We start from the raw sequence: 20,397 nt of genomic DNA, 5'->3' as shown, positions 1-20,397 counted from the left end.
TCAGGGGTTGCTGGCGCGGAGGTCCACGGGGCCCTCGCTCGGCAGCTCGACGGTGAAGCGGGCGCCCTCGCCCTGGATGCTCTGTGCGTGGACCTGTCCGCCGAGCGCCGCGACGATTTCGCGGACGATGAAGAGGCCCAGGCCCAGGCCCCCGTATTCGCGTGACGACACGGCGCGCTCGAAGCGGCCGAAGATGTGAGGCAGTCGCTCGGCGGGGATGCCGATGCCCTGGTCGATGACGTCCAGGTGGACACGGCCCTCGGCATGCGCCAGTCGCACTTCGATGGGGCCGCCGGCGCCGAACTTGAGGGCGTTGGACAACAGGTTCGTCACCACCTGCTCCAGGCGGACGCGGTCCCATCGGCCGATGCAGTCCGGGGACAGGCTCAAGGAGATGGGCGACCGGGAGCGCTGGATGGCGTCCCGCATGCCTTCGGTCACGTCGCGCACCACGGAGGCCAGGTCCACCGGCTCCAGCGTCAGGTGGAGGCGGCCCGTCTGGATTCGGGAGACATCGAGCAGTTCGTCGACCAGGTGCGCCAGTCGCCGGGTCTGCGCCTGGGTCGTCCTGGAGGCGCGCTGGACGGCGTCGCGCGTGGGCACCTCGCTCCGGGCGAGTCCCTGCACGGAGAGCTGGAGCGCGGTGATGGGGGTGTAGAGCTCGTGCGCGGCGATGGAGAGGAACTCGTCGCGCAGGCGGATGGCGTCCTGGGACTCGTGGTACAGCCGCGCGTTGTCCAGGGCGATGGCCGCGCGGCGCGCCAGGTCCTGCGCGAGCTCCACGTCCGGGGGCCCGTAGCGTTTGCCCGGCACCGAGGACACGAGCGAGATGACGCCCAGCATCCGCCCCCGGGCGATGAGCGGCACCGCGAGGAAGGAGCGGGCCTTCAGCGCGCGGATGAGCGCGACATGCGCCTCGTCGCGGCACAACCGCTCCAGGACTTCGTCGGTGATGACGGGGATGAGCAGCGGCTCGCGACTCTTCAGCACGGCGATGGCGGGCTGGGACGAGTCCCAGTCGGGTGTGTAGAACGACTGCAGGTCGCGAGCGATGCGCTCGTGTCCCGGGTCGGCGTGCGCGGTGGAGAGCCGGCGGATGGCGCCCGAGGGCTCCACCACGTCGATGGCGCAGAGCGTGGAGAGCGAGGACACGCACAGGCGCGCCAGCCGGGACAGCGTCGCTTCGAAGTCCAGCGCCTCGGCCAGCACCACGCTGCTCTCGGCGAGGAAGCGCACGGCCTCCTCCGCGCGCCGGCGCTCCTCGAACAGGAGGCTGTTCTCCAGCGAGATGGCCATCTGCGAGGACAACAACTGGAGCACGCGCACCCGGTCCGGGGTGAAGGCGTGGGTGGCCAGGTTGTTCTCCAAATAGAGGACGCCCATGGTGCGCGCGTGGCGGCGGATGGGCACCACCAGGGCGGACTTCACGCGCTGCCGCGCCACGTAGGCATCCGACACGAAGCGCCCCTGGTGCACGGCGTCCCCGAGCACCACCGCGTCCCCGGTGCGGAAGGCGTGCGCCAGGAGCGACTCGGGCACCAGCGTCGAACCCACGAGGGGAAGCTGGGGCCGCGAGAGGGGCTCCCCCACTCCGCCCACCGCCGTGAGCACCAGCGCGCCCTGCTCGTCCAACACCAGCGCGCCGCGCTGCGCGCCCGCCACCTCCAGGCACACCGCCATCAACTTCTCGAGCAGCCGCTCCAGGGCGACCTCGCCCGACAGGGATTGCGCCGCCTTGAGGATGCTGAGCAGGTCGAGTGACGCGCCCCGGAAGTCGTCGCCCGTGGGCGTGACGGTCTGGTCCCACAGGCCGGACTCCTGCACCTGGAGGTCGGGGAACTCCTCCTGCAACGCGGACACCACGGCCTTGGCGCCCCAGCGGGCGAAGCCCTCCCGCGCGGCGCGCAGGTAGAGCGAGGCCACGCGCTTGCGGCCCAGCGCGCCGTACAGCCGCCCCGCGAGCACGTTCGCGAGCGCCTCGTCGTGGGGATGGCCGTCCTCGCGTGCTCGGTCGATGGCCTCGTCGAAGAGCTCGGCGGCCTCGGTGACGTGGCCTTCGAGCCGGGCACGCTCGGCGCAGAGCAGCAGGTAGCGGTGGCGGAAGTTCTCCGGACAATTCGTCGACCAGTGGCGGAACTGGCTCCAGGCGCGCTCGACGAGGGACCGACGCTCGTCGAGTGAGGTCAGGGCGCCGTTGCCCGCCGCGTGCACCAGCGCGCTGAAGAAGGCGTGCTCGGTGACGGTGAAGAGCGACGGCATGAACCGCAGGTGGGGCTCGGCGGCGCGGAGCATCTCCCGCGCGCCCGACAGGTCTCCGAGCAGATAGGACGTCTGGAGCCGGAGGATGAAGAACTGCCCGAGGATGGTGGGGTCCCCCTGGGCCTTCTCGAGGAACGCACGCGTGTCGAACGTCGAATCGTCGTAGCCCGCGCGCTCGCGGGTCCGCCCCTGGAGGCAGCGCACGGCCTGACGCAGCGCGAGCTGGAGGTCCGCCATGGCGCGCTGTCCGCTCTTCTGGTCGAACGCGAGCGCCGACTCGCTCTCCGCGTGGACGCGGTCCAGTTCGGCGCCCATCCGCAAGCGCGTGAAGCTGAGGCTCGCCAGCAAGTATGCGACGTACTGCGGCTCACCGCTCTCGAGCCCCGCGGAGATGCCCCGGCGCAGAAGCGGGATGGACGAGCGCAGGGGCTCGCGCCAGTGGCGCATGTAGAAGAGGAACGCTGCGAGCACGCGGCACTCCTCGCGCGGCTCGTCGAAGCGGCGGCTCAGCTCCATGCCCAGGTGGCTGAAGGGGTGGCCCGCGGCGTAGTCGCCTCGGGACTCGCCGAAGACGAGGCCGAAGCACACGTACGCGAAGGCGGAGTACACGCTGTTGCCGTGGCGCAGCGTGAGGCCCACCATGCGCGTGTAGATGAACGAGAACATCGGCGGGTCCGAGAACCAGGCCGCGATGCCCGCGTTCATCAACAGCCGCATGCAGCCGCGCTCCAACTCCGCGTCCATGCGCGGCGCGGACAGGAGCGCCTCCTCGGAGCGGTCCTTCCACAGGGCCTCCACCTGGGGGAGCTCCGCGCGGAAGGCCTCGGTCGCATCCCCCTCCGGCAGTTCCACGCCGAACAAGCGGAGCCCCTCGCGCGCGTGCCGGAGCGCGGCTTCGTGGTCCCTGGCGAAGATGCTCGCGTTCATCCGCAGGACGTAGAGGTCCACCTTCTCCAGCGGCGTGCGCGCGTGCGCCATCGCCGCGTCGATGAGGCGCTCGGACAACAGGCGGTCTGCGGTGAGCTGCGCGCACTCGGCCGCGTCCCGGTGGAGCTGGAGCATCTGCTCGGTCCGGGTCGACCAGGCGTCCTCGGGCAGCAGGGCGCGAGCACGCATGAAGTACGCCAGCGCCGCCTCGAAGGCGGAGGCATCGCGCACCTTGCGTCCCGCGCGCAGGTTGAGCTCGGCGAGCCACGTGCGCTCGTTCGTGTCACGCACCACGTCGCCGCCCAGGTGGTAGTGGTCCACCACCTCGCACACGCGCGACTCGTTCTCCGTGCCCCGCGCATCGGCCCAGAGATGGCGGGCGATGGCGCGATGCACGGCGGCCCGCTCGGCCTCGGACAGAAGTGAGTACGCGGCATGCCTGACGCGGTCATGCGCGAAGCGATACGTGGCTTGATTCACCGACATGAGGCTGACCGGCTGTTGGGACGGGAAGCGAGGGCCACGCCCCTCCGGGACGAGGAGCCCCGCGCGCAGGGCGCTCCAGAGCGCTCCCGCCGTGTCCTCCAGGGGCGCCTCCACCACGCGCGCCAGCAACCACAGGTCCACCTGCCCTCGCATGCACGCGGCCACCGTCAACAGGCGCTGCGTCGACGCCGGCAGTCGGCGGATGGAGTCGAGCATCAGCTCCACGACATTGTCGGTGACCTCGGCCTGCGCGATCCGCTCCAGCTCCCAGTGCCACGTCCCCGACTCCAGGTCGTACGTGAGCAGCCCCGTGCGATGCAGGTGCCGCAGGAAGTGGCCCACGGAGAAGGGATTGCCAGCGGTCTTCTCGAGCACGAGCCTCGCGAGTGGCTCGACGTGCGCCGCGTCGCACTTCAGCGCGTCCGCGCACAGCGCCGTCAACGCGGGCAGGTCCAAGGGCCCCAGCTCCAGCAGGAGCGGCGAGCACCCCACGGCGCAGAGCGCCGTCCGCCAGCGCTCCAGGGGATGCGTGGGCCCCCACTCGCCCGGACGCCAGGCGCCGAGGACCAGCAGGTGGTGCAGCTCCGAGTCCGTCGACAATCGTGAGAGCAGCTCCAGCGTGGCCGCGTCCGCCCACTGGAGGTCGTCGAGGAAGAGCACCAGGGGCTGCTCGGCGGTGGCCAGGTCGCGGAGGAAGGACTGGAGCATCAGCAGGAAGCGGCTCCCGGCCTCACGCGGCCCCAGCGCGACGACGGGGGGCTGTTCGCCGATGAGTCGCTCCAGCTCGGGCACGAGCTCGGTGAGCATGCGCCCGTGGTTTCCGAGGGACTTCTGCAGGCGCAGTCGCCACGCCTCCACACCTTCGGGCGGCAGCTCGAGGACGCTCACCACGAGCCCGCGCACGGCCTCCATCAGCGACGCATAGGGCGTCTGCCCTCGCAGCTCGGGAGACCTGCCCGCGAGGAAGTGGCCCGCGCCCACGCGCTCGCGCAGGACGTTGGCCAGGGACGACTTGCCGCTCCCGGAGGCTCCGGCGAGCAACACCCACTCGCGAGAGCCCGCGCGGGCGCGCTCCAGGGCGGCATCCAGGAGGGCCAGTTCACGCTCGCGGCCGTAGAGCCTGTCGGGCAGGCCCAGCTCGCGCGCGAGGTCGTGGCGGCCCAGCTCGAAGGTGATGGGCGTCCCGGGACCGCGCCAGCGTCGCTGGATTTCCCGCAGGTCTGCGACGAGGGCCTCGGCGCTCTGGTAGCGCTCCTCGGGGGACTTCGCGAGCAGGCGGAGCACGACGTCGGAGAGGATGCTCGGGAGCGAGGCGTTCCGGTCGGCGGGAGGAATGGGAGGCTGTGCCAGGAGCGCATGCACGAGCTGCGCGGCATCGGCCGAGAGGAAGGGCGCCTCGCCCGTGAGCATCTCGTAGAAGGTCGCGCCCAGCGCATAGAGGTCCGCGCGGTGGTCCACGCGCCGGCCCATCCTCCCGGTCTGCTCGGGGGCGATGTAGCGCAGCGTGCCCTCGAAGCCGCCCGGAACACCGGCGCTGCGCACGAGGCCCTGCACGCTGGTGGCCAGGTCGAAGTCGATCATCACCAGTCGGCGACCGCTGGCCGCCACGACGAGGTTGGCGGGGTTGAGGTCACGGTGGATGACGTGCCGCCGATGCAGGGCGCCCAGGGTGGTCGCCACGTCCAGGGCCAGTTCGAGGAAGAGGTCCACCTCGAGCGGTCCTCGTCGCAGCAGGTCCCGGAGGTCAGTGGGGCCGGCATCCTCGAGGACGAGGGCCAGGTGGCCCGACAGCTCTTCGAGGCCGATGACGTCGACCACCCCGTCGAGGTCGGACAGCTCGCGGAGCATCACATGTTCGTGGCGCAGCATTCCGGCGCTGCTCTCCGCCAGCGGGCCTTCGCGGACGACCTTGAGCACCCGAGCGCCGCCGTCGGGAGTCCAGGCACGGAGCACGTCATACCGGTGGCCCCGGTAGATTCTCCGAGCGTCTTGCAAGCCGGGCAGTTCGAGCATCATGCCCCCCTCGGCGACGACCCTACTCGTAAGCTGTAACGGACGATGCGGGCGAGGACCTGTCCAGGGGGGCGGGCCTCCTCCCGCTCGGACGTCAACAGCACACACGCACGCCCTACCGGATTCGCACGGACCTGGAGGTGGACACGTCGAGTAGTGAGCGGCGTCAGCGACCGCGGGTAAGGTGATGGGCGGTGCGGCGCCGCGTCACGCGGCAGGGGGCTCGATGCGGAACATCTTCGCGTGCCTGGTCCACGAGCGGCCCGACTGCGTCATGGACCTGGTGCGCAACCTCCACCACCTGGACCCGGACTCGCTCATCCTGCTCTACAACGGCGGGAAGCATCCGGGACTGCTCGACGGGCTCTGTTTCGAGCGCTTCAACGCGGTGGTCCATCCGGCTCCGCGGCCGATGAAGTGGGGCTGGCTGCATGACTTCGCGCTCGACTGCTTCCGCTTCGCGCTGGAGAGCCATCCGTTCGAGGCGATGACCATCGTCGACTCGGACCAGCTCGGGTTGCGACCTGGGTACTCTGAGCACCTGCGGGGTTTCCTGGCGGCGAATCCTGGGGCGGGGCTCCTGGGGAATGTGCAGGCGCCACATGGACCTGGGCCGCGGGCGGCTCCGGCGGTCGAGGCTCGGCGCGAGGTGGATTTGTGGAGGCCGTTCCTCCGGAAGTTCGTGAATGGGGAGTCGCAGTTCGTCCACTGGACGTTCTGGCCGTCGACGGTGTTCACGGTGGACGCGGCTCGGGACCTGGTCGCGCTGTGGGAGCGGGATGAGCAGCTCCGGGACATCCTGCGACGCTCGCGCATCTGGGCATCGGAGGAGGTGCTGTTCCCCACGCTCGCCGCGCTCCTGGGTCATCGCGTCCTCACGAGCCCGTGTGACTACGAGTGGGTGAAGTACCGGGTCGAGTACTCGACCGCGCAGCTCGACACCGCGATGGACGCGCCTCGCGCGTATTGGGCGCACCCGATTCCACGTCGGCTGGAGGACCCGCTGCGCGCGCATGTGCGGGCGCGATTCGGTGGCTACGAGCGTCCGCCTGAGAAGGAGGCACCGGCGCCGGTTGTCGAGGAGCCCCAGCGGGCACCGGTCATCCCGTCGCGTCCGACGGTGTCCTGCATCATGCCGACGTTCAACCGGCGGAGGTTCGTGCCGTTGGCGGTGCGCTGGTTCCTTTCCCAGGACTGGGCGGAGAAGGAGCTCATCGTGGTCGATGACGGCAGCGAGCCTGTCGCGGACCTGCTACCGGACTTGCCGAGCATCCGGTACGTGCGATTGGAGGGGCGCCACTCCGTGGGGGCGAAGCGGAACCTCGCCTGCGAGGCGGCGCGAGCGGAGGTCATCGTCCACTGGGATGACGATGATTGGCTCGCGCCTCGGCGGCTTCGATATCAGGTCACGTCCCTGCTCGACTCAGGCGCGGATGTGAATGGACTGACGCGTGTCTATTATCATCAGCCGTCCACGGGACAGTCCTGGCAGTATGTCTATCCCCGGGGTCATCGCCCCTGGGTTGCCGGCGGGACGATGTGTTACGTGAAGGCGTTCTGGCAGCGCAATCCGTTCGCGGACATCCAGGTCGGAGAAGACGCGCGCTTCCTCTGGGGCGCGGTGACGCCTCGGGTCCAGGTGCTCCAGGACCCGAGCTTCTATGTCGCGCGCATCCACGAGGCGAATGTGGCCCCGAAGCAGGTCCACCAGCCCTACTGGTTCCCCCACCCCACCGACACCGTGCGGATGTTGATGGGCGAGGCGTTCGACATCTTTCGGGCGGGAGCCATCCCGTGCTCGGCAGGCGCACCGTGCCGCAGGACCCGCCGGAGGGCGCCGTGAGCCGGGCTTCGAACTGGCAACCCGAGGGGTCCTCTTTCACCGTCCTCCACCGGATGTAACCCCGCCCCCGAAAGCAGCGCGAACGGGCTGGTATCCCCATTCGAAAGCCAGCCCGGGACGGGACCCGCCGACGTCTGCGGGGAACCGAAGGAGGCCACCCACGTCTTGCCAAGGTAGTTGTCGGCGCTCGGCAGCAGACCGTCCTGCAGCAGGGGAACGAGCCTGTCATACACTGGGTCCTTGGACTGTTGATTGCATCAGCGTGCTCCTCTGGACGAGCGACCAGCAAGGGTCCAGGCAGGACAGCTCACCCAGACATTCCAACCCGTGGCACCCAATCAAACCCTCACATCCGAGACACGTCCAGCGACGTGGCTTCTGTACTGGCTTCGGCGCCCCCTGTTCTGTACCGCTCGCGCGGGCATACGGTGGCGAGTGGATGAAACAGCACGCCGTCACACCGTCCGCTGAAGCCAGTCAACTGCTGACCGGCGGAACCGCGCCCGCCTTCACGGGCTCCACGCTGTCCGCGGGCTTCGTCACGGTGCTCGTGGCCTTCTCGAGCACGGGCGCCCTCATCTTCCAGGCCGCGGAGGCCGCGGGTGCGACGCCCGCGCAGATGAGCTCCTGGATGGGCGCCCTCGGTCTCGGCATCGCCGCGACCACCATCGGCCTGTCCCTGCGCTACCGCGCGCCCGTCCTCACCGGGTGGTCCACCCCCGGCGCGGCGCTGCTCGCCACCAGCCTCGTCGGCCTGCCGATGTCCGACGCCATCGGCGTGTTCCTCTTCTGCGGCGCGCTCATCACCCTCTTCGGCGTCACCAGGTGGTTCGAGCGAGCGCTCGGACACATCTCGCTCCCCCTCACCGCCGCGATGCTCGCCGGAATCCTCGCCCGCTTCGGCCTGGACGTCTTCGTGTCCATGAAGACGCGGCTCCTGCTCGTCGCCGTCATGCTGGGCGCGTACGTGCTCGGCAAGCGCCTGTGGCCCCGCTACGCCATCCTCGTCGTCCTCGGGCTCGGCACGTGCGTGGCCTGGGCCTCGGGATTGATGCGCTTCTCCGAGCTCCACTTCGCCTGGGCCACGCCCGTCTTCACCGCTCCGACGTTCTCCTGGCACGCGCTGCTCGGCGTCGGCGTGCCGCTCTTCATCGTGACCATGGCGTCCCAGAACGTCCCCGGCGTCGCGGTGCTGCGCGCGTCCGGCTACACCACGCCCATCTCGCCCATCATCACCACCACGGGCCTCGCGACGATGGTGCTCGCCCCCTTCGGCGGCTTCGCGCTCAACCTCGCCGCCATCACCGCCGCCATCTGCACCGGCAAGGAAGCCCACGAGGACCCTTCCAAGCGTTATGCCGGCGGCGTCGTCTCCGGCGTCCTCTACCTCCTGGCGGGCCTGGCCGGAGCGACCTTCGTCACCCTCTTCACCGCCTTCCCCCGCGAGCTCGTCCTCGCCATCGCCGGCATGGCCCTGTTCGGCACCATCGCCAACAGCCTGTCCACGGCCATGAGCAGCGAGCGCCATCGCGAGGGTGCTGTCGTCACCTTCCTGGTCGCCCTGTCCAATGTCTCCCTGTTCGGCGTCGGCGCCGCCTTCTGGGCCCTGGTCCTGGGTCTCGCCACCTCCACCGTCGTCAACTGGCGACGCTAGGAATCCCCCGCGCGCCCGCCTTCCCCGACACATGGCGCGCCGCGTGATACATCGCTGAAGACACCTGGTCGTTCCGCCCCGGGTGAATTACGGGGACCCCGGATTGCTCGGTTGCTTGGAGAATGTGAAAGTACGCCTCGAGTCGTCCGCAGTCGTCCCCCTCTCGAGGCCCCCCCAGCGTGAGCGCCCGACCTGGTCTTGCCTTCGCAGTGTCCGTGGAACAGGGAGTTCCCTCCGCCCTCCCCTCCCGCGCCATCGAAGTCGACGTCGGCGTGGCGCTGCCCACCGCCTTCGGCGGCCTGCGCAAGGTCCTCAAGGCCTGTGAGGACGCGGCCCCCGACGTCCACCGCGCCATCGCCGCCGCCCACCCCTCCGAGTGGAACCGGCTGTTCCCGGGCACGACGCAGGGCGTCCCCGCGCTCGAGGACCTGGCGCTGTCCCCGTCCGAGCGACGGCTCCACCGTGAATCCGAACAGACGTTCTGGATTCTCACCGTGGCCGCGCGGACCCTCGTGGAGACGCTGCGCGCCAGCGGCCGCCCGCTCGTACTCCATGGCGCGGGCGAGTGTGACCTGGTCAGCCTGCGCGCCGTCATGCGCGCCGCCGAGTGGGCCCGGCTGGAGGGCCTGGACGGCACCCTCCTGCTCACCGGCTGGCGGATGCGACGTCCCCATGGCGCCGCCGCCTTCGAGTCCCGCCGGCAGGCCTATCTCGACTCGCTGTGCGACCGCATGCGCGTCCCCCACGCCTCCGGCCCGGGCCCCGTGTCCTCGCGCGAGCTGGAGCCCGCGGTGGACCTGGAGGGCCGCTACCTGCGGCTCGTGGTGGACGAGTCGGAGTCGCGCGAGGCGCGCGTCGCCGCGGCCATCCTCGCCATCCGCAGCTGCTTCTTCACCACGAACTACGAGGGCGCGCTGCTCGCCGCCGAGCACGGCCTGTCGCTGCTCGAGTCCACGTCCGAGCCGAACTTCCCCGGGCGCGTGGTCCAGGCCTGGGAGGCGCTCGATACGGGCTTCACCACGCCGGCCATCGAAATCGACCGCGCGAGCCTGGGCGACGAGGACGAGCTGAAGGCCCTGCTCCACCGGTGCATGGGCGTGGTGCATGTCTTCACCGGCTCGCACGACGAGGCCATGGCCGCGTTCGGCCGCGGGCTCGAGTGCCGACTGCCTCCCGAGCTGCGCGCGCGGCTGCACATGTTCCGCGCGCTGACGCTCACCAAGCGCTTCGGACAGCTCCCCAATGCCCGCGCGGAGGTGGAGGCGGGGCTCGCGGAGCTCGGCCGCTCCACCGCGCCGGACCGCGCGCTCCAGGAGGGCTGGCTGCGCAACGTGTGCGCGCTGACCTGGTTCCAGGAGCGCAAGCTCGACAAGGCGCTGGTGGAGGAGAAGCTCGCCATGCGCTGCGTAGGTGATTTGCACGACGCGAGCGCCACGCACCTGAAGATCAACCTCATCTCCAATGCCAGCTACCTGCAGGAATCCGCGCGGCAGTTCGCGGACGCCATCGGCACGTGGCGGCGCTTCGAGGGCATCAGCGAGCGCTGGGGCGTCAACTTCTCCAAGCACCACCGCTACCGACTCGCGGGCCTGGAGTTCGCGGCGGGCCAGCGTGACGAGGCCGTGGACCACTTCCAGCAGGCCTATGCCAGCGCGGAGGCCCTGCGCGACTCGTTCCACCGTCAGGTCATCGCGGCGGAGCTGGGCCGCCTGTTCCTGGACGACGGACGCATGGAGCAGGCGGTGGAGTGGTTCGCCCGCGCCGAGCAGCACGCCCGCGAGATTGGCGAGCCCCTGAAGGCGGCGGAGAGCCTGGCGGGGCTGTCGCTCGCGGCGGGACGCGAGGATTGGTCCGAGGCCCTGCGCTGCGCCCGGGCCAGCACCACCTGGCCCAAGGAGACCCAGGCCCTGGTGGACGCCCTCACGAAGTCGGACGCGAAGGCGGTGCACGCGCTGCTGCCCCGCCCTCGCACGAAGCTGAACCGACCGTTCGACTCGGTCAGCCTCTACTGAGACATCGACGCGTCACTGGCGCGTCGCCGTGAAGCGGCGCACCACGCGGCACTCCGGGTCGCCATCCATCGTCTTCACGTGGCTGGCATTGAACGTCCCGGAGAAGGAGGCCGGTGCATCGAGGCGCTCGGGGGGTTCGGCGAACACGCCTTCGATGAGATAGAGCAGCTCGGTGGGCGGGCCCTCGCGGCGACGCAGCTCCACCACCGCCCTCAGCACGAGGTGTTTGTCTTCGCCCACCTTGTAGTGCGAGCCCGTGAGCGGGACCTCGCCCAGGGTGCCCTGGATGTCCACCTCGCGTCCGTTCTGGACGACGACGACCCGCTCGCCCTCCGGCAACGACACGCCCACCTGGCCGCACTCGGCGCTCAACGGCGTGGTGTCCTGGAAGCGGAACACATAGGCGCCGCTGACGGCGCAGCCGAACTCACACTCCTCGGGCGCGATGACGTCGACGTCGTCATCCCCGCTGTCGCAGCCCGGGTTGCCCATGCCGCTGCCCATGGAGAGCACGGCCGTCACCAACAGCAACGGGACGCGCAGGTACGTCTTTCCTCGAGACACTTCGTCACGCATGTCGGATTCCCCACCCACTGCATTCCGGCCCAGAGACGGTGTTTCCCAGCAAAGACGTCAGCCGCGCCCCTCGCCCGGCACCAAGTCCCGGGCAGGCGGGAACGGCGCCTCGCGCCCCGACGCCAGCTGCTCCACCACCAGCGCCGCCGCGTGGGCGCCGGTGAGAATCCCCTGCCCGCCCAACCCCGTGGCCACGAACGTGCGCCGCGTGCCCGGGTAGCGCCCCAGGTACGGACGACCATCCGGCGTCACCGCGCGCAGCCCGGCCCAGGCCCGCACGAAGCGAGCCTCGCGCAGACGCGGCGCCAGCTTCGCCACCGTGGCGCTCAGGTGAAGGAGGCCCGTGGGCGTCACATTCTCCACGAAGCCGACGTCCTCCTCCGTGGCCCCCACCACCAGCTCGCCCGCGCGCCACGGCGCCAGGTACGTCGGCCCGGACACGACCCGCGACAAGGAGAGCCCTGGCTGGTGCACCACCATCATCTGCCCTCGCACCGGCTTGAGCGGCAGCGGAGGCAGGCCCGCGAGTGTCGAGGACCAGGGCCCCGCGCTCACGAGGAGCTGGTCCGCGCGCAGCGTCTCGCGGTCCGTGCGCAGCACCACGGCGTCGGAGGTCTCCTCCACCGCGCGCGCCGACTCACCGAGCCGCAGTCGCACACCCGCGCGAGCCGCCGCGCCCAGCAGCGCGTTGACGTAGCCCTCCGTGTCCACCATGTGGCCACGCGACGACTCGAAGGCCCCCAACAGCGGCGTTCCCTCCAGCGCGGGCTCCAGCTCCACCAGGCGCGCGGCGTCCACCCACGTGCCCAGCTCCTCGGGATGTTTCTCGGCGCGCGCCGCGAGCGCGTCGCGGCCCTTGGTATCGGCGGCGATGCGGAGGATGCCCTGGCCGCGGCGGAGCAGCGCGCCCTCGGGGAGCGAGTCCAGTTCGGCCACCAGCGCATCCCTGCCGCCGCGCGCGAAGGCCAGCATGTCCGCGTCGTCGTGGAGGCGCACGGAGGGGATCGCCACACCCGCCGCCGCGCGAGAGCCCCGGCCTCCCGGGTCCACCGCGTCCAACACCGTCACGCGCGCGCCGAGCGCCGCCAGCCGCCGCGCGGCCGACAGCCCCACCACGCCCGCGCCGAGAATCAGGACCTCCGAGCTGAAACCCATCCGTCAGACCCACCGGTGTGCAGCGAGATGTCGCTCCCTGAATACACGAAGGGCGCCGCCCCTGTATCGAGGGGACGGCGCCCGGGGGGGAGGGCTACTGAATGGAAGCCCGAATCAGGACGGCGTCGCCTCGGCCATGCGCTTGGCGAACAGCTCCGCCGCGTTGCGCAGGCTCTGCTCCGACAGGCCGCCCTTCTCGTTCGCCTTCATCACGTCCGAGAGCAGGTCGGTGATCTGGTTCTTGCCGCCCATCTTGTCGAGCAGGCCGCTCACGAGGCTGTTGCCTCCCATGCCCTCGAGGAAGTTGCTACCCGGGAACTTGTTGAGCAGGTTCTTCGCGACGCTCGCGCCGGGGAAGAGGTCCATGGCCGCGCCCAGGCCCGCCTGGAGCGGGTTCTCGCCCTTCATCAGCCCGCTGACGAAGCCCGCCGCGATGCCCAGGGCCGGGTTGATGGCCGTGAGCGCCGGCTTGAGGATGTCCAGCGCCTTGCCGAGAACGTTCTTGAAGAGCCCCATGATTGCCTCTCGCGTGCCGGCGTCGCGCAGCGTCCGCCGAAAGTAAGCCTGACAGTGGAGTTATCGGACGGGCGCCCACAAAGTTCCGTGGATCCGGAACAAATCCGGGAGAGCCCCGTCAGGCCCAGTGATTCCGAGTGGTTGCGGGGCTCAGCCCTTCTTCGGGTCGCGAGGTGGGGTCGGCGCGCCCCGGGACTCGGGGGCGCCGGTGAGGACCGCGTCCGAGGCCAGCGCGGCCTTGTAGCGCTCATCGCCCTTGTCGGAGCTGAAGCCGTCGCGCTGCTGGGCGCGGCTGATGATGACCTCGCCGCTGATGAGCTTGTCCAGGTGGCCCTGGATCTCCTCGACGGTGGCGGCCTTGGGGTCCTTGGCCTTGAGCTCGTGGTCGAGGGTGATCTCCAGCGGCATCGGCTTTTCGGGGTGCAGCTTGTAGCCGATGATCTTCTCGACGTAGGCCTCCACCGGAATCTGGAGCATCCGCGCCTGCTCCTTCACGTCGGCGTCCGCGAGCAGCTCCGCGCGAATCTCCTCCACGGGGCGCTTGAGCTTCCGGGGCTCCGGAACGACGGTGTTCTCTCCAGCCATGACCTCTCCAGGGTGGTGCGCTGAACCTCGGGCGCATTCTGTTCGCGGACACGGCTCGGATGTCAAAGCGGCGAGGCGCCTTCGCTCCAGCGGGTGAACTGCATGCGCAGCTCACAGGTGTAGCGGCCCCGCTCGTCCCGGAGCCAGAGCTGCTCGGGGGCCGGGTACATCTCCTCCACGGAGAGCCGCTCGGCCTCGCGGGCCAGGTGCGAGAGCAGGTCCAACGCGAAGGGGCTCGCGGTGTCGATGAGGTAGGGCTTGCGCTCCTTCGTGCTGCGCATGAACACGAAGCGAGGCCAGCCGCGCGCCTGGCGCTCACGCTGCACGGCGAGGAACAGCTCGAAGCCCGAGGGGCGCGCGAGGTGCTCGGAGGACAACTCCCAGCGCTCGCGCTGGTACACCGCGCCGCCGATGCTCAGCCGAGGCAGGTGCTGTCCCTTCGTGCGCAGCGGCGCATGGAGCACCTGGGGATGCGCCAGCGCGGCGAAGGGCGGGTAGGAAGAGAAGTCATCCAGCGGCAGGTACAGGTGCAGCCGCTCACCCTTCCCGTCCACGAGCACGGGGCCCTTGGACGTGGGCAGGACCTTCACGTCGCCCGGCGTGAGCGCGCCGTCCTCGACGTCCAGCACGTCCGACACCGAGTAGACGAGCCGCCGGCCCGGGAAGACATAGAAGCCCTTGTTGCGACGGCGGATGGACAGGCCCACGAGTCCGCGCGCGGACGGGTCCGACTCCAACCAGCGCGAGGCCACCGCCGAGTAGCGCTCCTTCGACGGGAAGAACGCGCTCAGCCAGCTTCGCAGGAGCAGGTGGTGATGCACTCGCGCGAGCATCACCTCGAAGCCCGCGCCGGCCCCCTTCGCGGCGAGGCAGACATCCGGCAGCGCGTAGCGGCCTCCCGGCGTGGACGTGCCGAGGAAGTCCACGGGCAACGTGCGCGCGCGCTCGGGTGACTCGTCCAACAACACCGGGGGCACCGGTGAGAAGCGGCTGCCCGTCACCTGGTCCGGGCGCAGTCGCACCGCGTAGTCGAGCAGGTCCACCGGACGCTCGTCCGTGCCGAGCGCCTCGCGCACCTGCTCGCGGAAGCCCTGCTGGACGCGCTCGCCATAGGCGGCCGAGAGCTCGAGCGGGCCGCTCAGCGCGGATTCGAGTTCCTCGGTGAAGCGGCGGCCGAAGCGCAGACGGAACGGAGAGCTGGCCTCCTCGTAGAGGATGAGCCGGTCCGCGTACACCTGACCGTCACCGCGTCGGGCTGGCTTGCCGGTGGCCTCCGTGAAGCACGCCTCCAGTTCGAGGAGCAGCACCTTGCGGCGGGTCAGGTCCGCGACCTGGAACTCGGCCTTCAGTCGCGACAGCGTGTCCAGGCGCTCCAACCAACGCGAGCGCGCCTCCAGCTCGGGCAGCGCGGCGACGGCGTCCCGCACGCTCTCGAAGGTCGCGAAGTCGTTGGGGCGGAATGGCAGTCCCCAGAGCAGCAGCGCACCCTTCACCAGGGGTAGCGCGGCGCGCTCGGCGTCCTCCACCGCGATGCCCAGCACCTTCGCGGCGGCGGCGGGGGTCGGATGCTCGCGGAGCACGGACAGCAGGCGTTCGGCGCTCTCGGAGAGCGGCACCTCCAGCTTCAACACCTCGCAGGCGGCGCGGCCGGGGGACACCGTGAAGAGCGGGTTGAGGCGCAACGGGAGATGGGGCCGCAGCGTGCGCTCACGGCCCACCGCGCGCGCCAGCTCCGTCACCGCCCAGAAGGAGAAGAACGTGCGTCGGCTCGTGTCACCGCTCGCGACGGTGCGCACGTCGAACCCGTCTTCGTCCGTGCGCTCGCCGTAGGAGATGGGACCGAAGAAGCTCGTGGTCTCGTTCTTGGCGCAGAAGCGCTGGAGGTACGTGTAGACCTGTCGCTCCACCCGGCGCCCGTCGGACGTGTCCCTGCTCTCACCGCCGCGCAGGTAGCGCGCCCAGACGTTGTCGAACATCGCGGGGCTGGAGAGGAACACCGCCTCCTGGATGGAGGGCTCCGCCGCGCGCTCGCGCAGCCTCGAGCGCAGCTCCGAGCGCTCCTGGGCATGGCGCGCCTGGAGGGACTTGTACCCGGCGCGCAGGCGCGACAGCGCGGCGAGGCGCTCCGAGCCCGCGGGCGCCCAACGCGGCGCCGTGTCGTTCTCGAGCAACGCCCGGAGGACGGGGGCTTTGACGGGGCTGCCTTCCGCGCTCAGCGCATCCATGAGCGCCTGCTCATCCGCGAGCCATCGGTTCGCGTCGTCCACCAGCGCGGTGGAGAACCCGAGCGACTCCAGCCAGTCGAAGGGGAAGCCGGCATGACGGAGCACGAACACCTCGCCCAAGGTCCAGCGTCCGCTCATCCGTGCGTCCTCTCCAGGATGGACTTCGTCACCAACATCTCCACCAGCTTCGCGCGCTGCGCTTCCGGCACCTGGGGCAACGCGCTCGCCACGTCGGTGGCCTCGGTCAATCGGGCCAGCACCGGCGCGAGGCGCGCATCCATCGCGACCACCCCACCCGTGCGCAGGTTCGCCGCGTACCAGGAAGGCTTCGGCGCCCCTTCGAGCGTGGCGGGCAGGTGCACCACCGCGCAGTCCACGTCCAGGCGGACGTGCGTGGCGCCATCGAGGCCTGGCGGTGCGAGCAGGAAGGCCGCCGCGACACGGCCTGGACTGAGCGGAGCCCGAGTCATCAGCCGGCTCGCCAGCGACGTGAGGACCCCGGGCAGACGCGCACTGGGAATCGTGCCTGGCCTCTCGACGGGGCGACTGCGCGACAGATCGCGGTCCGCCGGAGCGTCTCCGGGCTGTCCCCACCAGCGCGCCGGGTTGCGGACCCGCGCGATGCGCTCCACCGACGCATGGAACGGGCGCACTCCGGCGAGGTGGTCGAAGAAGCGTGAGCCCTCCAGCGCGGCCAGCGTGGCGTCCAGCGCCGCCTCGTCCACACCCGGCGCGCCGACCCACCACTCCGCGACGACGCGCACGCCCGCGGCCTTCAGTCGTTGGTAGCCCTGGACCAGGAGTTCCACCGGGATGAAGCCGTGGTCGGGGTCGACCACGCGACCGCTCGCGAGGCCGCAGAACCCCACCACCACCGTGTGACCGCCGCTCTCCACGAGCGCGTCCGCGGCCAGGAGCGAGCCGAGCGAGACATGCCCCGCCCACCGCGCGCCCCCTGTGTACGCGCGCACGTCGTCCAACGCGCACCGACCGAGCCAACCCTCCTCGGGTCCGGACTCCGGCCTCGCGCTGTCGGGCTCCATCACCGCCCAGTCCTGGTCATCACCCCACGGAGACGGAGCCAGGACCTCCAGCCCGAGCCCGTCGGAGATCCACACGAGGTCCTCGACGCTCGTGTCGCCGGACAGCGGGCGCACACGCCAACGCAACGCGGGGACCTGCTCCGGGAACGTGGCGCGCCGGAAGGCGGGCATCCGCGCCAGCACCTTGCGATGCGTCGAGGCAAAGGGCCCCGCGACCTCCAGGGCCACGTGCGCGGGGCACGCCTGCGCCAGAGACACGGCGGCCGGGAGCTGGAGGTCTCGCTCCAGCCACAGACGAACGCACCGCGCATCCTCGAACCGAGCGAGCACCGCCGCCACGTCATCCGAGAACGGCGAGGGCATCCCCGACACGCGCTGCACGTCCGCGCTCCGCTCCGTCGTCCCGGACTCCAGCTCCACGTCATCGAGCCGCAGGTGCACACCGTGCGGCGAGCCGGAGATGGCCGTCAGCACCGCGCCCAGCGCGCGCAGCTCCGACAGAGCGCCTCGTTCACGCAGGCCCTGCGCGGCCCGCAGCAGGAGCAGCTCGCGCATCGTCTGGGCCGACGGAGGCGACGACTCGCGCGTCAGACACTCCGCTTCCACGGACCCGGCGGAGAAGACCCGACGGGTGAAGTCCCTCGCCAGGTCCAACAGGTGCCACCCCTCCGGGACCTCGGGCACGAGCGTCACGTCCCGGTGTGGAGGCAGCACCAGCCACTTCATCGCTCCTCCTCCCGCGAGACGGAGGGAGACCCCGACATCAGCGTGCAGCGCAGCTCCACCGTGTGGCGGCCCGAGGGCCCTCGCAGCCAGAGCTGGTCCGGCCCGGGCAGCATCTCCGAGAGGAGGACCTCCTCCTTCTGCTCCAGCAGGTTGAGGAAGACGCGCAGCAGCGGCGGACTGCGCACATCCACCAGCACCGGTTTGCGCTCGCCCTTGAACTTCGCGAAGACACACGGAGGAAGCCCCCGCGCGTCCCACAGGCCCGCGGCGACACGCAGCCTCGCGCGGTCGTCCTTGCATGCCAGCAGCGCCTCACACGCCGCCGCGTCCAGCTTCCACTGCTCGCGCTGCACCACCACGCCACCGAGCGTCACTCGGGGCGTGTGCTCTCCCAGGGACACCTTCAAGGGGCGGATGCGAGGCAGCGAGAACGCCGTGTGCACCGCGCTCTCCAGCTCGCCGTTGTAGAGGCAGACCTCGGAGCCCAGCCGCTTCGACACCAGCCGCGCGCTCTTGCCATCGCTCTCGACGAACAGGTCATCCAGGGGGATTCGCCACGCGGAGGCATGGGAGCTCACGCCGCCCAGCTCCACCACCGGCCCCGGGAACTCGGAGGGCAACAACCCCGTGCGCCGCGACGGCAACACCGTCACCAACGGCACGGAGCGAGACAGCGCCCCGAGCGCGCGCACCATCTCGCTCTCCACCTTCGCGCGCGACGGATGGAACTGGAGCGCCCAGCCCCACACGAGCGCGGTGTCGTGGATGTCTCCCATCACCAGCGTGTACTCGCCCCGGCCCCACGCCTCCACGTCCGTGGCGCCCACCAGCAGGTCCACGGAGGTGACGAGTGGCAGGGTCCTCCCAGTGTCCCACGAGGGGCGCTCCACCGCGCCCAGCTCGACGGACCGGGCGGCCGCGTCGGGAATGGACTTCGCGAGCAGCTCCGCCACCGTCGTGTCCAGCGGCACGGGCAGGTCCGCGGCGGCGGCCGCCACCTTCCAGAAGGGCACCGTGCGCGAGCCCACCTTGCGAGCCACCGCCTCACGGGCCGCGTCACGCGTGCGCCACGCCGCCTCCGCCATCCACGCCAGCGCCGGCTCCAGGCGCGCGCCCAGCTCCCGCGCGCGCTCACCGCCAACCTCCAGCCGCAGGTCTCCGCCGCACTCCTCCCGCAGCGGGAGACGGTCCTGGTAGAAGTTGTGGGACTCGGACGCGGGGCCGCGCTCCGTCGGTGGCGCCACGCCCCACAGCTCCTTCGCCCTGCGCGCGAAGGCGTCCTGGAGCGCCATCTTCCCGCTCGCGTCGGCCGCCCCGTAGCGCCCCATCAGCTCCAGCAGCGTGCTCAGCCCCTCGACGTGACGACGCGCGCCCGCGCCCGGCAGCGCGGCGACCCGCTGGGCCAGGTCGTCCACCGGGTGATGCACGGCGGACGGGACCTCGAGCTGATGCGTGAGCAGCGCCTTGTCACAGCCGAGCCGCAGCGCCTCGCGCGCCATGCCGGGCGCCACGCCGAGCGAGGACGCGAGCGCCGCCAGCGTGCGCGTCCCATCCGCCAGCTCCACGATTCGCGGCAGCAGCTCCTCCGCGCTCTCCGGCGTCGGCCCCGCCTTGCGCGCGGGCATCTCCGCGAAGGCCTTGCGTCGCGGCACCAGCCACGAGGCGATGTCCGGGTCGAAGGCGATCGCGCGCACCAGCCCCTGCACCAGCCACGACGCCGCGAAGGTGTTGCGCCCCACCAGCGTCTCGGGCCCGGACCAGCGCAGCGTCACGCCCGTGGGCGCCTGAGCATCCACCCGGCCGTAGTTGATGGGGCCGAAGAAGCCCATCGTCTCGTTCTTCGCGCACAGCCGCTGGAGGTAGCTCGCCACCTGCCTGCGCAGCCGCGAGCCCTCGCGCTTGGCGAGCAGGTCCCTGGCCACGGGGGGACTGGAGCTGGCCACCGCCTCCAGGAAGCGCGGCTCCTGGCACAGCGCCTCCATCTGCGTCTCCACCGCCGGCAGCTCACGCTCCAGCGCCGACGCGAGGGCGGCCTCCGCCTCCTGCGCCGCGCGGGCGCGGGTGTTCCACTCCGCGAAGCGCTCGGGGGCCTCCAGCCCCTCCGTGTCGACGGGGCGGCCCGCCTTGAGCGCGGAGAGCAGCTCCCGGGGAGGACGGTGCACGCGCGGGCCCTGGGCACGCAGCGCGTCCAAGGCGCGCCGCTCCGCCTCGAGCGCGCGCGCCCATCGCGCCGACTCCGGACACCCCAGCCGCTCCAGCCAGTCGAACGGGAAGCCTGTCGCGCGAACGACGAGGTGGGGGAAGAGGGTCCAGCCCTTCATGGATCACATGCCCTTCAACCTCGAGGGACGCCCCACAAGAGGCGTCCCGTCCCGAG

The 20,397-nt window shown here is 71.0% G+C and carries 11 protein-coding genes; 3 read left to right on the top strand and 8 right to left on the bottom strand.

From position 1 onward, the window contains the following. Positions 1-5,688, bottom strand: coding sequence for an ATP-binding sensor histidine kinase (locus OWM54_RS36935; RefSeq protein WP_267700421.1), 5,688 nt, complete (start codon positions 5,686-5,688; stop codon positions 1-3). A gap of 223 nt (positions 5,689-5,911) precedes the next feature. Between OWM54_RS36935 and OWM54_RS36930 the strand changes: the two genes are divergently transcribed. The 3 genes from OWM54_RS36930 (at position 5,912) to OWM54_RS36920 (ending at position 11,194) form a co-directional block, all read left to right on the top strand. Further along, positions 5,912-7,528 carry a glycosyltransferase family 2 protein gene (locus OWM54_RS36930; RefSeq protein ID WP_267700420.1) on the top strand — a complete coding sequence of 539 codons (1,617 nt, stop codon included), beginning with the start codon at positions 5,912-5,914 and terminating at the stop codon, positions 7,526-7,528. Between the two features lie 439 nt (positions 7,529-7,967). Then, positions 7,968-9,182 carry a benzoate/H(+) symporter BenE family transporter gene (locus OWM54_RS36925; protein WP_267700419.1) on the top strand — a complete coding sequence of 405 codons (1,215 nt, stop codon included), beginning with the start codon at positions 7,968-7,970 and terminating at the stop codon, positions 9,180-9,182. 215 nt (positions 9,183-9,397) lie between these two features. Further along, complete coding sequence (locus OWM54_RS36920; RefSeq protein WP_267700418.1) at positions 9,398-11,194, top strand: tetratricopeptide repeat protein; 1,797 nt, start codon at positions 9,398-9,400, stop codon at positions 11,192-11,194. Between the two features lie 12 nt (positions 11,195-11,206). Here the strand turns inward: OWM54_RS36920 and OWM54_RS36915 are convergent, their stop codons facing one another. The 7 genes from OWM54_RS36915 to OWM54_RS36885 all read right to left on the bottom strand — a co-directional run bounded on the left by OWM54_RS36915 (position 11,207) and on the right by OWM54_RS36885 (position 20,341). Next, complete coding sequence (locus OWM54_RS36915; RefSeq protein ID WP_267700417.1) at positions 11,207-11,770, bottom strand: hypothetical protein; 564 nt, start codon at positions 11,768-11,770, stop codon at positions 11,207-11,209. Between the two features lie 57 nt (positions 11,771-11,827). Next, positions 11,828-12,925 (bottom strand): NAD(P)/FAD-dependent oxidoreductase, encoded by a 1,098-nt coding sequence (locus OWM54_RS36910; protein WP_267700416.1) that lies wholly within the window; start codon positions 12,923-12,925, stop codon positions 11,828-11,830. Between the two features lie 114 nt (positions 12,926-13,039). Beyond that, complete coding sequence (locus OWM54_RS36905) at positions 13,040-13,441, bottom strand: hypothetical protein (RefSeq protein WP_223751635.1); 402 nt, start codon at positions 13,439-13,441, stop codon at positions 13,040-13,042. Positions 13,442-13,591: 150 nt separating this feature from the next. Next, positions 13,592-14,026 carry a hypothetical protein gene (locus OWM54_RS36900; protein WP_223785335.1) on the bottom strand — a complete coding sequence of 145 codons (435 nt, stop codon included), beginning with the start codon at positions 14,024-14,026 and terminating at the stop codon, positions 13,592-13,594. A 62-nt stretch (positions 14,027-14,088) separates the two neighbouring features. Further along, positions 14,089-16,389, bottom strand: a complete 2,301-nt coding sequence (locus OWM54_RS36895) for a lantibiotic dehydratase (RefSeq protein ID WP_267700415.1) — start codon at positions 16,387-16,389, stop codon at positions 14,089-14,091. Beyond that, positions 16,386-18,020: a hypothetical protein gene (locus OWM54_RS36890; protein WP_267700414.1), complete on the bottom strand. Its 1,635-nt coding sequence runs from the start codon at positions 18,018-18,020 to the stop codon at positions 16,386-16,388. Before OWM54_RS36890 ends, OWM54_RS36895 begins: the two co-directional genes overlap by 4 nt. Then, complete coding sequence (locus OWM54_RS36885; RefSeq protein ID WP_267700413.1) at positions 18,017-20,341, bottom strand: lantibiotic dehydratase; 2,325 nt, start codon at positions 20,339-20,341, stop codon at positions 18,017-18,019. Before OWM54_RS36885 ends, OWM54_RS36890 begins: the two co-directional genes overlap by 4 nt. Between the last annotated feature and the right edge of the window lie 56 nt (positions 20,342-20,397).

Source organism: Myxococcus sp. MISCRS1, from assembly GCF_026626605.1.
Classification (GTDB): Bacteria; Myxococcota; Myxococcia; order Myxococcales; family Myxococcaceae; genus Myxococcus; species Myxococcus fulvus.
Note: the sequence above shows the minus strand (reverse complement) of the source record. Positions and strands in the feature narration are given on the sequence as shown.

Excerpts from the sequence above, each read along its gene's own strand:
- OWM54_RS36935 (WP_267700421.1), bottom strand. The coding sequence starts at position 5,688 with ATGATGCTCGAACTGCCCGGCTTGCAAGACGCTCGGAGAATCTACCGG.
- OWM54_RS36930 (WP_267700420.1), top strand. The coding sequence starts at position 5,912 with ATGCGGAACATCTTCGCGTGCCTGGTCCACGAGCGGCCCGACTGCGTC.
- OWM54_RS36925 (WP_267700419.1), top strand. The coding sequence starts at position 7,968 with ATGAAACAGCACGCCGTCACACCGTCCGCTGAAGCCAGTCAACTGCTG.
- OWM54_RS36915 (WP_267700417.1), bottom strand. The coding sequence starts at position 11,770 with ATGCGTGACGAAGTGTCTCGAGGAAAGACGTACCTGCGCGTCCCGTTG.
- OWM54_RS36910 (WP_267700416.1), bottom strand. The coding sequence starts at position 12,925 with ATGGGTTTCAGCTCGGAGGTCCTGATTCTCGGCGCGGGCGTGGTGGGG.
- OWM54_RS36905 (WP_223751635.1), bottom strand. The coding sequence starts at position 13,441 with ATGGGGCTCTTCAAGAACGTTCTCGGCAAGGCGCTGGACATCCTCAAG.
- OWM54_RS36900 (WP_223785335.1), bottom strand. The coding sequence starts at position 14,026 with ATGGCTGGAGAGAACACCGTCGTTCCGGAGCCCCGGAAGCTCAAGCGC.
- OWM54_RS36895 (WP_267700415.1), bottom strand. The coding sequence starts at position 16,389 with ATGAGCGGACGCTGGACCTTGGGCGAGGTGTTCGTGCTCCGTCATGCC.
- OWM54_RS36890 (WP_267700414.1), bottom strand. The coding sequence starts at position 18,020 with ATGAAGTGGCTGGTGCTGCCTCCACACCGGGACGTGACGCTCGTGCCC.
- OWM54_RS36885 (WP_267700413.1), bottom strand. The coding sequence starts at position 20,341 with ATGAAGGGCTGGACCCTCTTCCCCCACCTCGTCGTTCGCGCGACAGGC.